This is a genomic window from Corynebacterium jamesii, from assembly GCF_046097395.1.
In the GTDB taxonomy this organism is placed as follows: Bacteria; Actinomycetota; Actinomycetes; order Mycobacteriales; family Mycobacteriaceae; genus Corynebacterium.
In genome coordinates, this window is the sequence record NZ_CP175789.1 from 445,291 (window position 1) to 456,699 (window position 11,409).

The 11,409-nt window shown below is 59.4% G+C and carries 7 protein-coding genes; 6 read left to right on the forward strand and 1 reads right to left on the reverse strand.

The window, feature by feature from the left end; genetic code table 11:
* The first annotated feature begins 81 nt into the window (after positions 1-81).
* The 6 genes from ffh (at position 82) to trmD (ending at position 9,505) form a co-directional block, all read left to right on the forward strand.
* Positions 82-1,659 (forward strand): signal recognition particle protein, encoded by a 1,578-nt coding sequence (gene ffh, locus ACKFRT_RS02030; RefSeq protein ID WP_408925570.1) that lies wholly within the window; start codon positions 82-84, stop codon positions 1,657-1,659.
* 49 nt (positions 1,660-1,708) lie between these two features.
* Positions 1,709-5,806, forward strand: a complete 4,098-nt coding sequence (locus ACKFRT_RS02035) for a hypothetical protein (protein ID WP_408925571.1) — start codon at positions 1,709-1,711, stop codon at positions 5,804-5,806.
* Between the two features lie 204 nt (positions 5,807-6,010).
* Entirely contained in the window at positions 6,011-6,532 is a 522-nt protein-coding gene (gene rpsP, locus ACKFRT_RS02040) for a 30S ribosomal protein S16 (protein WP_296214105.1), read from the forward strand.
* 211 nt (positions 6,533-6,743) lie between these two features.
* Complete coding sequence (gene gdhA / locus ACKFRT_RS02045; RefSeq protein WP_296214101.1) at positions 6,744-8,087, forward strand: NADP-specific glutamate dehydrogenase; 1,344 nt, start codon at positions 6,744-6,746, stop codon at positions 8,085-8,087.
* A 3-nt stretch (positions 8,088-8,090) separates the two neighbouring features.
* Positions 8,091-8,654 (forward strand): ribosome maturation factor RimM, encoded by a 564-nt coding sequence (gene rimM, locus ACKFRT_RS02050; protein WP_408925572.1) that lies wholly within the window; start codon positions 8,091-8,093, stop codon positions 8,652-8,654.
* 2 nt (positions 8,655-8,656) lie between these two features.
* Entirely contained in the window at positions 8,657-9,505 is an 849-nt protein-coding gene (gene trmD / locus ACKFRT_RS02055; protein ID WP_408925573.1) for a tRNA (guanosine(37)-N1)-methyltransferase TrmD, read from the forward strand.
* A gap of 34 nt (positions 9,506-9,539) precedes the next feature.
* On the opposite strand, the gene betA is transcribed toward trmD, so the two are convergent.
* Positions 9,540-11,324, reverse strand: coding sequence for a choline dehydrogenase (gene betA, locus ACKFRT_RS02060; RefSeq protein ID WP_296214091.1), 1,785 nt, complete (start codon positions 11,322-11,324; stop codon positions 9,540-9,542).
* Between the last annotated feature and the right edge of the window lie 85 nt (positions 11,325-11,409).

An 11,409-nucleotide genomic window follows, 5' to 3' on the forward strand; every position in this document is an offset into this window, starting at 1 on the left:
AATGTGACTGTCGTGTAGGCCACTGGCTAAGCTAGGGGAGTTATAAGCCAACCCCCGATACCTACAAGGGAGCACTAAATAGTGTTTGAGTCTTTGTCAGACCGCCTGCAATCTGCCATGAAGGGCCTTCGTGGCAAGGGCAAGCTGTCCGAGGCTGATATTAATGCCACCGCGCGCGAGATCCGTCTTGCGCTCTTGGAGGCAGACGTGTCCCTCCCGGTGGTGCGCGCCTTTATTAAGCGCATCAAGGAGCGCGCCGCCGGGGCAGAGGTATCCGAGGCGCTGAACCCGGCACAGCAGGTCATCAAGATCGTCAACGAGGAGCTCAAGGAAATCCTCGGTGGCGAGACCCGCCGGCTGAATCTGGCTAAGCACCCGCCGACAGTCATTATGCTAGCCGGTCTGCAGGGTGCCGGTAAGACCACCCTGGCCGGCAAGCTGGCCCTGCACCTGGCCAAGCAGGGCCATACTCCCATGTTGGTGGCCTGTGACCTGCAGCGCCCGGGTGCGGTGCAGCAGCTGCAGATCGTCGGTGAGCGCGCCGGCGTGAAGACTTTCGCCCCGGATCCGGGCACCAGCCTGGATTCCCACGATCACGAGATGGGCACCAGTCACGGGGATCCCGTCGACGTCGCGCAGCGCGGTATCGAGGAGGCTTACCGCAGCCAGCACGACATCGTCATTATCGATACCGCGGGTCGCTTGGGCATCGACGAGGAGCTCATGCGCCAGGCGCGCAACATTCGCGATGCGGTGGAGCCCGACGAGGTGCTCTTTGTTATTGACGCCATGATCGGCCAGGATGCCGTTACTACGGCCGAGGCATTCCGCGATGGCGTGGACTTCACGGGTGTCGTCCTGACGAAGCTGGATGGTGACGCCCGCGGTGGTGCCGCGCTATCGATCCGTGAGGTCACCGGTAAGCCGATCCTGTTCGCCTCCACCGGCGAGAAGCAGGAGGACTTCGACGTCTTCCACCCGGATCGCATGGCCAACCGCATCCTCGGCATGGGTGACGTGCTCACCCTGATCGAGCAGGCCGAGCAGGTTCTGGACGCCGAAAAGGCCGAAGACTCCGCCATGCGCATGGCCTCCGGCGATCTGACGCTGGAGGACTTCCTCGAGCAGATGCTGATGATCCGCAAGATGGGTCCCTTGGGCAACATCCTGAAGATGATGCCCGGTGGCTCCCAGATGTCGAAGATGGCCGACATGGTGGATGAAAAGGAACTGGACCGCATCCAGGCCATCATCCGCGGTATGACCCCGGCTGAGCGCCAGGACCCGAAGATCCTGAACGCCTCCCGCCGTAAGCGCATCGCCAACGGTTCTGGCGTGAGCGTTTCCGACGTGAATAAGCTGGTGGACCGCTTCTTCGAGGCCAAGAAGATGATGGGCAAGATGGCTGGCCAGTTCGGCATGGGCGGACGCTCTGCAACGAAGAAGCAGAAGAACCACCGCAAGGGCAAGAAGGGCAAGAACGCCAAGAAGCGTAAGAACATGCGTAAAGGCATGGGCGGTGGAATGCCTGGAATGCCGGGAATGCCAGGCATGGGTGGCGGCATGCCCAGTATGAAGGATCTGGAAAAGATGCAGGAGCAGCTGCCCCCAGGCTTCGAGGGGATCGATCTGTCGAAGATGAACTTCCCCAAGAAGTAGCGGTTCATTCGCCCGGTGGGATAACGCCTAAGTCGGTAACTTGGGCTACATGGAATTTGAGCTTCATTTCATCCGGCCCACTTCGCGCATCGTCAACAACCACGAAGTTCAGGCGGCGTTGTTGCAGGACGCGGATCTCGAGGAGCTGCGACGCACGCCGGATCCAGCAATGGAGCACTTTGCCCAGGATTTGGGGGACATCCTGGAAGCAGACTTCCCAGCCCGCCGGGTGATCAGCGCCACCGTAGATACCGAACATCCATTCGCGGTACATGACATTCGACTCGCAGCGGTTAAGCACCGCGTAAATGCCTATGTGGGTACCAGAGATCTTCTCGTCGACGCCAGCGGTATCAACGGCGCAATTGCCCCAGAGTTTTATCTGACGAACTCCCTGGGCACGGTGTGGACTCAGATCAGCGAGCACACCGTGGATCGCGCGTTCGCAGATGCGTTGCGTGCCAGCACCACCGACGGGGTATGGGTGAGAGTCACCAGTTATGAGCCCCGCCCCGATGAATTCGGGCATTCGATGCGTTTTCACCTACTGGAAAACGGCGAGATCACAGTGATATGGGCAAAAACCAGCAATGAGCTTGTTGATGTGCAATGGCGTCAGGCTGGCGGGTATGAGGACGCACGCGCGATGCTCCTCGCCTTTGCGGATCGCTGCCCGACCATTCTCCACCATTACTGGTCGGTTTCTTCGCAGCGTTTGGGGAGTGTGCTGAGAGCGGAACTATGTATTGCGACATGCGACCTTAACCAGCGCATGCAGTACAGACTGCGACGGCTCGGGGCATTTCGCGAACTTCCTCCAGGTGTTCCGCTACGCCTGTACGACCAGGTTGAAGGTGCTCTGGAGCTGGGTAGAGATCAGGAAGGGCAGTGGCGTGCTGCCTTGAAGCGATCGCCTTACGAAGGGGTTGAAAAAAATTTTGAAAGCCCCGATACCTTGCTGGAGATCGCGGAGGCCTATACCTGCAAGGAGAGAGGGAAGGTTCTCGACTACTTCCCGGAGACCGCCGAGATCCCTGCGCCGCTGGCGCATACCGTGAGCGCCGTGGTGCTTCCGGAGCGCGACGAGCCGTGGATCAACTCCTCAGTCTGTAGAATCCATGACTTTGCGATGAGCCGTAACTTTGTAGCGGTCGGCTCTGTGGAAAGTTTTTTGCAGAAGATAAAACTGGACTTCGCTTCGTGGTTCGATGTTATCGACCCACACAATGCAGAGCGCGGGCAGATTAAAATCAAGATCCCGCGAAAGGAATCCAACCGTGCCTTCGACCTGCTAACTGCAGTGGCGATGCGGCACGGCGTTTCTTTGGTTGTTGACAACAGTGAGGTGCTGTTTAATCCGTCTGGTCGGCGCCGAGAAGGGCAGTGGCGCAGCACAGCAGAACTTTTTGAGTCCGGCCAGTGCCGAAATCGGTGGGAAGTCGCCACGCCTCAGGTGCTATTGGAAGCGATGGTGCTGAACTATTCTAACTGGCAACTCCGGCTAACCTACACGTCCGAGGATCACCCCAGGTGTCGACAGATTCTCATCGTCGAACCGAACAGCCAGGAGCACGACCGCTTCACCATCACGGCCTACGAATCCGGCAGTTTCTTCCATGAGCAATGGCGGAGCCGGTCAACACGGGAAGCTACGTCGCTGTCGCAAGGACAAACCCTCGACCTTATCCAGCAGGTAGCCTACGAACCGCTACAGCTTGACGAGTTTATTCACTGGGACTCTAGTCTTGGATATTCGTTCGGCCCCGAGGAGCTGCCGTTCAAGATCAGCACCCACACTCGGAAGTCCACCTCCTTGGACGACCGCCTGTTCAAAAAGGCACTAAAGGAGTTTGCGTCCGAAGAAGCTGGCGGCTGGATTGAGATAACGGACGTGCGCACCCCCGGAGATTTCCTCCGGATCGAACCTGCCGACAACCCCGGGTGGGTCATTACCAAATGGGGATACAACCGCGGCGGAACCGAACGTGGCAACGTATACGCCAGCGATATGGACGCGGCCACCGAGATCTACCAGTCATTCGTCGGCGACAACTGGACTTCGCTGGATAGAAGGCGAATCAAGGTAGAGCCGAAGAGGGCGCACACCCCGTTGTACGTTTCCTTCCCTAAAACTCAGACACACACAAGCCACCACGAGCTTGTCCACGAGTTTTATGCCGAAAAGCATCCGGATCTGGACGTTCCGCCTCCAAGGATGGAGGACGTATGCAGGGATCTCGAAGGCTTTTTGAAGCAGAAGTATGTGCCACAGCAACGGGTGAAGATCCTCGTAGATCCAGTCGATACGAAACGGATTCGGGGCATCTGTCAGATCGCAATGAAGCACCATGCTCTCGTCTTCGATGACAATAGAGGCCTACTCGCGAACGGCGTCGGCTCCGATATGCAGGTTGGCAATGGAGCCAGATTGACGAACTCACTCGGAAGTTTTTGGCGTGAAGTCTCCGGCAGAACCTTGGACCTAGCCTTTGAGGATGCTCTGCGCCCCCGTCATCCGACCGACGTATGGCTGAAGGTGGGGATCGGACGGAACTTTATCCGGCCAAGCGACACATTGTCCTCCACACTTGAAGAGGATGGCAGCTGGCTGATGACGTGGCAGTTTGCGGAGCCTGCGCTCGGCGTCCATAAAAAGAACCTCGAGTTTCGTGCCAGTAGCTACGAAGAAGCACGAGAGTTGCTGCTCGCGTTCGCGGATCGTAGCCCATACCTTGAGCATCTCCCGTGGCAAGAGAGTGAAGCAAAGGCCACGTCAGAGAATGTAACTCTGGTGCAGCGAGCGGCGATGCCACTGCGCAGGTTTGAGGCGGTGCTCGAACTGCCGCGGGGGACCATGATGCCGCTGCAGGACAAGAATGGTGAGCGCCTACTATTTGGCCAGACTCGCATGGGCCAATGGCTCGCTACCTTGAGCCGAGACAACGGGTTTGTTGCGACCCGCACATTCACCAGCGGCCAGGGGGTAGTGGAGTTTGCCCGCTGGTACGTAGCTGCTGACGTGGCCGAAGTTAATAATGTCTTCAAGGCTTTTATTCCATCGCTGGAAGAGCGTTGGGCACCCCGAGGGATGGCGGAGGTGAGCTTCCTGATGCTGCCGCAGCGCGCCGAACCGTGGGCGGATACGACCGTTGTGCACTTCCAGCACTGGCTTGCGCAGAACAACCACGCCGCCTCTGAACAAATGCGTGGCTTTGTCGGAGCTTTGCTGGAAGCGCGTTCGGCTGGTTTGCAGTTCACGAGTTCGGCTGGTGGCGCTGTCGAAGCTCAGGCTCTAACGAGCGTATTGGTGGATCGCGGCGGGCTTTTAGATACATTGACGCAGATATCTAGCATCGCGTTGGCTTCCGGTATTTCCATGGTGGTGAACGGAAACCACGTGCTACTGAACTTTGCATGGACTGCCACAGACTCGTCGAATATCTGCCTCATGATGAAGGGAACCGATAGCTTCACTAGTAAAACTTGGATGCAGCCGACCAGTGCCGCTTTTGCGCAAGCTATACAGAGAATCGCCGACGATGAAAAGGTAGTTGTGTGCAACCGTATTCACACGGGACCTGGTGTGGCAGACGAAGACTTCCAAGAGTTTCTGATGGTTATCGAAAACGATAAGCGAGGCTACTGCCTATCGTACGAATTGCCCGGTGGGATGAAGAATGATGCGCATGATTTGTCGGATGGGCAGGTCAGCGATGCTTTCGACACCTTCGTCCAGGATCCGACACGACTTCTCGGCTCGGTGAGCTGGGACAGTTTTGGTCAATCGCAGATGCTAACGGCGGAATTGGAGCGTTTCGAGATGCAGTCGAACCTTTTTGAACCCGTTCCGCTGGGGGCTGACAATCTGCACGAACTGCAGGCCGTGAAGCTGCCGGCGACCGGAGACTTCATCCAGGTGCTCGACTCGCAGGTTGAGGGCGATTACATCCGCGTCTACAACGACAGCGGTAGGTTCCGTACCGGCTTCCTCGTCAGTTGGGGGCACGACTTTGGGCAGATCGAAAATTATCAGCGCAAGACCAAGCACCTCGACGAGGCGCTGAAGCTTGTCGAGCACTACGTTGCGGGAGATCGTCGTGAGTTTGCCGGGCTCGGTTGGAAGCGGCGGGCGGTGAAGGGGCACTAGAGCTGGATTTGGTTAACGCATGTACCCGCCACTACACTTATCCAGGTTGTCTGTGTAACACCGTTCCCGACTACGGTCGGCCGGTGGTCACGCGCAGCAAAAATACCAAGGGTTGAACCGGCCCTGCCAGAAATTTTTTCCAAGAAATTTTTTGCGGGGTGTCTGAACTGCCCAGTGACCAACTAGAAGAAAAGGAGCCAACACATGGCCGTCAAGATTAAGCTGCAGCGCCTGGGTAAGATCCGTACCCCGGAGTACCGCGTCGTCGTTCAGGATTCCCGCACCAAGCGTTCCGGCAAGGTTATCGAGAACCTGGGTATCTACCAGCCGACCCAGGAGCCGTCCCTGATTCAGATCGATTCCGAGCGTGCACAGTACTGGCTGGGTGTCGGTGCTCAGCCGACCGAGCCGGTTTTGGCTCTGCTGAAGATCACCGGTGACTGGCAGAAGCACAAGGGCATCGAGGGCGCCGAGGGCACCCTGAAGGTGGCCGAGGAGAAGAAGTCCAAGCTGGACCTGTTCAACGAGGCTCTGGCTGAGGCTGCCGATGGCCCGACCGCTGAGGCCATCACCGAGAAGAAGCGCAAGGCCAAGGAAGAGGCAGAGGCTAAGGCCGCTGCTGAGGCCGCCGCTGCTGAAGAGGCTGCTGCCAAGGAAGCTGAAGAGGCCGAGAAGGCTGAGGCTGCTGACTCCGAGGGCGAGGCTGAGGCTGAGTCTGCAGAGTAGTTTGCAGAGTTCCTCTGCACTATCTGCTAGCTAACCTCAGGTGGGCACACCGCTCACCTGGGGTTTTTGCATGTCTGAACGCGACCTCACTGCCCCCATATGCACACGGTGAAAGTGTTGTCGATCGTAGGTAGTAAAGTTAGTAGCTGTCATCACAGAAGCGGCTAAAGTCGAATCTGAACCTATACAAGAGGGCAAAGAGGCAGTCTCTATGAACGTCGAAGAAACCGTCAACGGTTACTACCAGCAGATCATTCAGCGCAACGCCGGGGAACCAGAATTTCACCAGGCTGTTGCCGAGGTGCTGGACAGCCTGACCTACGTGCTGAAGAAGGACGATCACTACGCTGACTACGCTCTGATCGAGCGCATGTGCGAGCCTGAGCGTCAGGTTATCTTCCGCGTTCCGTGGATTACCGACGAGGGCGAGGTTCGCGTCAACCGCGGCTTCCGCGTGCAGTTTAACTCCGTGCTCGGCCCGTACAAGGGTGGCCTGCGATTCCACCCGTCCGTCAACCTGGGCATCATTAAGTTCCTGGGCTTCGAGCAGATCTTCAAGAACTCCCTCACCGGCCTGCCGATCGGCGGCGGTAAGGGCGGCTCCGACTTCGACCCGAAGGGTAAGTCGAACCGCGAGATCATGTCTTTCTGCCAGTCCTTCATGACGGAGCTGCACACCCACATTGGCGAAGAGGTCGACGTTCCCGCCGGCGACATCGGCGTGGGCGGCCGCGAGATCGGTTTCCTGTTCGGCCAGTACCGCCGGATGACGAACCGCCACGAGTCCGGTGTACTTACCGGCAAGGGGCTGACGTGGGGCGGCTCCCTGGTGCGCACCGAGGCCACGGGCTACGGCACCGTGTATTTCACGCAGGAGATGATGGGCGCCCACGGCGACCGCTTCGATGGCGCGAAGGTCATTGTCTCTGGCTCCGGTAACGTCGCTATTTACGCAGCTCAGAAGGCGCAAGAGCTCGGCGCCACTGTCGTGGCTATGTCCGATTCCTCCGGATATGTCTTCACCCCGGAAGGCGTGGACATCGAGCTTTTGAAGGACATTAAGGAGGTTCGCCGCGCCCGTCTGTCCGACTACGCCAAGGAAACCGACGGTGTGACTTACCACGCGGGCGGAAACATCTGGGAGGTCGAGGCCGACGTGGCTTTGCCGTGCGCTACCCAGAATGAGCTGGACGGCGAGGCCGCGGTCAAGCTGGCCGACAACGGCTGCCGCTATGTTGCCGAGGGCGCGAACATGCCCTGCACCCCGGAGGCTATTGAGACCTTCCGCAAGCGCAAGATCTTCTTCGCTCCGGGCAAGGCGGCCAATGCTGGTGGCGTGGCTACCTCCGCCCTGGAGATGCAGCAGAACGCCTCGCGCGATTCCTGGACCTTCGACTACACGGACAAGCGCCTGCGCGATATCATGCGTGGCATCTTCAAGTCCTGCGACGTTACGGCGAAGGAATACGACAAGGAAGACGACTACATCATCGGCGCCAACATTGCCGGATTCCGCAAGGTGGCCGATGCAATGCTGGCACAGGGTGTTATCTAGCCTATGGAGTTGCAGATCGGCCGGGTGATTAAGCCCCACGGTGTGCGCGGAGAGGTTGTTGTAGACCCGACCACGGACACCCCCGACCAGCGCTACGCTGCCGGTCAGGTGCTGAAGGGCAAGCAGGCGGGCAAGGAACTCACCTTAACCGTCCGCTCTTTCCGCCCGCACCAGGGGCGCCTCCTCGTTACTTTCGAAGAGATCGCCGACCGCACTGCAGCTGAATCCTTGCGTGGCGTGCGTTTCTTCGCCGCCCCCGTGCATGACGCGGACGACGATGGCTTCTACGACCACGAACTCGAAGGCCTCACCGCCTACCTATTGGCGCCCGGCACGGATGCTGAGGGCGACGAGATCGAGCTCGGCGATCTGGTCGGTGAGGTGGTAGCCGTCGAGCGCACCCCGGCAGGGCAGTTGCTCGTTATTCTTATCGACGCCGAATCCCAGCTGCCGACCGCCGGAAAGGAAGTACTCGTACCCTTCCGCCACGAGATTGTCCCGGTGGTGGATCTCGAAGAAGAAGTGCTGGTACTTACCCCGCCCGAGGGGCTTTTGGAGCTGAGCTAAATTTGCGCCTGGATGTAGTAACGATCTTCCCCGAGTATCTGGAGCCGCTGCGCCATGCCCTGCTGGGCAAGGCCATCGAGCAGGGGATTCTGAGCGTTGGGGTGCACAACTTGCGCGACTGGACCAATGACGTACACCAGTCGGTGGATTCCACCCCCTGCGGAGGCGGCCCAGGAATGGTGATGAAGCCCGAGGTCTGGGGGCCGGCCCTCGACGACGTCGCGGCTGGTACGGGCCCGGCGGCCACTGCCACGGATCTTGAAAGTTCCGCCGAACACAAGCGCAACCTGCTGCCCGCAGTCGCCGCGGGGAAGGCTGAGGTGGCGGGGGCGGAAACGGGTGGCGTCCAGAAACCGCTGTTAATCGTGCCCACACCGGCAGGGCGACCGTTCACCCAAGAAATGGCCGAGCATTGGAGCAGGGAAAACCACGTGGTGTTCGCCTGCGGTCGTTACGAGGGTATCGATCAACGTGTGGTTGACGACGCGCAGAACCGCTACCGGGTAGAGGAAGTCAGCATTGGCGACTACGTGTTGATCGGCGGTGAGGTCGCCGTGCTGGTGATGGCCGAGGCGATGGTGCGACTGATCCCTGGAGTGCTGGGCAACCAGGCGAGCCATCAGGAGGATTCCTTCCAGGACGGGCTGCTCGAAGGCCCTAGCTACACGCGCCCCCGGCAGTGGCGCGGTCTGGACGTGCCCGAGGTGCTGTTTAGCGGCAACCATGCCAAGATCGCCCAATGGCGGCGCGAACAATCCCTTGCTAGAACCAAAAAAATACGCCCTGACCTGCTGGATAACGTGGAGTTATCCAAGGCAGATCGGGCGTATCTGGAAAAGCTAGAGCCCTAGATATCAGAGCCCTAGCCATCAGAGCCCTAGCCCCTTAGTGGTCAGCGCCCGGGATAGCGTTGACGTGATCGCGGATCTCTTCGCCCTCCGCGTACAGCGGCATGTCCTGCTTAGCGTGGTAGAACGGGATATCGATCGGATCCAGCGGCTTCTCGCCCTTGATCAGGTCGGCGGCCTTTTCGGCCAGCATGACGACCGGGGCGTAGATGTTGCCGTTGGTGATGATCGGCATGACGGAAGCGTCGGCGATGTACAGTCCCTCAACACCGTGGACCTGCATGGTCTCCGGGTCGACAACCGCCATCTCGTCATCTGCCGGACCCATCTTGGCGGTGCAGGACGGGTGCAAAGCGGTCTCGGCATCGTTGCGGACCCACTCCAGGATGTCTTCATCGGACTCGACGTGGGTGCCGGGGGAGATCTCGCCGTCGGTGAATTCCTTCATCGCCGGAGTGTCCAGCAGTTGGCGGGACGTGCGCACGGCCTCGACCCACTCGCGACGGTCCTGGTCGGTGGCCAGGTAGTTGAACAGGATCTCCGGCTTCTCCTTCGGGTCGTTGGACTTGATGTGCACGTGACCCTTGGTGTCGGAGTACATCGGGCCGACGTGGAACTGGAAGCCGTGCTCGCCCTCCGGCTGGGAACCGTCGTAACGGATCGCCATCGGCAGGAAGTGGAACATCAGGTTCGGGTAATCCTCGTTCTCGTTGGAACGGGCAAAGCCGCCGGCCTCGAAGTGGGAGGAAGCAACCGGGCCACGGCGGGTCAGCAGCCACTGCAGGCCGATGAACGGGCGGTTGATCATCTTGTAGTACGGCTGGGAGCTCACCGGCTGGGTGCAGTTGTATTGCACGTAGACCTCGAGGTGGTCCTGCAGGTTGTTGCCCACACCTGGCAGGTGCTTCTTGACTTCGACGCCTGCCTTTTCCAGGACCTCGCGGTCACCGATGCCGGACAGCTCCAGGAGCTGCGGGGTGTTGAAGGCGCCGCCGCAGAGGATGACCTTGTCCGCGAATACGCGGTGGGTCTGACCCTTCCACTGGTACTCCACGCCCACAGCCTTGCCGTTGTCGAGGATGACCTGCGTGGTGAATGCGCGGGTGCGCACGTCCAAGTTCTTACGATCCTTCACCGGGTGCAGGTAAGCACGGGCGGCAGACAGGCGCTTGCCCTCGAAGATATTGCGGTCGAAGGGGGCAAAGCCCTCCTGGCGGTAACCGTTGACGTCGTTGGTCAGGTTGTAGCCAGCTTCCTGGACGGACTTGAAGAACGCCTGGAACAGCGGGCTGGTGGCCGGGCCGCGGGTCAGCTTTAGCGGGCCGTTGTGGCCGCGGCGCGGGTCGTTGGCGTCTGCGCCCAGGGCAGTTTCCATCTTGTTGAAGTAGGGCAGCACGTGGTTCCAGCCCCAGTTGGCCATGCCCGGCAGCTTGCCCCACTTTTCGTAGTCCATGGGGTTACCACGCTGGAAGATCATGCCGTTGATGGAGGAGGAGCCACCCAGCACCTTGCCGCGGGCGTGGTAGATGCGGCGACCGTTCATCTCCGGCTCCGGCTCGGACTCGTATTCCCAGTCGTAGTGCTTGTCACCGATAGGGAAGGAGAATGCGGCCGGCATGTGTATGAACAGATCCCACAGGGAATCCGGGCGGCCGGCTTCCAGGACCATGACGTCCTTGGTGGAGTCTTCGGAAAGTCGGTTGGCCAATACGGAACCTGCGGAACCGCCACCGACGATGACGATATCGCGACGGCGATCCTCGACTACCTGGCCTTCGGTGTCGTTCTTCTTACCTGGAATCAGCTTGTCGATGAAGCTCATCTATTCACTTGCCTCCTAGTTAAATGACTGAACAAATACCAGTATGCCAGTTTCTTTATGCATTCGCTAGGTAGCAGGTGGAGGG

Excerpts from the sequence above, each read along its gene's own strand:
- ACKFRT_RS02035 (WP_408925571.1), top strand. The coding sequence starts at position 1,709 with ATGGAATTTGAGCTTCATTTCATCCGGCCCACTTCGCGCATCGTCAAC.
- rpsP (WP_296214105.1), top strand. The coding sequence starts at position 6,011 with ATGGCCGTCAAGATTAAGCTGCAGCGCCTGGGTAAGATCCGTACCCCG.
- gdhA (WP_296214101.1), top strand. The coding sequence starts at position 6,744 with ATGAACGTCGAAGAAACCGTCAACGGTTACTACCAGCAGATCATTCAG.
- rimM (WP_408925572.1), top strand. The coding sequence starts at position 8,091 with ATGGAGTTGCAGATCGGCCGGGTGATTAAGCCCCACGGTGTGCGCGGA.
- betA (WP_296214091.1), bottom strand. The coding sequence starts at position 11,324 with ATGAGCTTCATCGACAAGCTGATTCCAGGTAAGAAGAACGACACCGAA.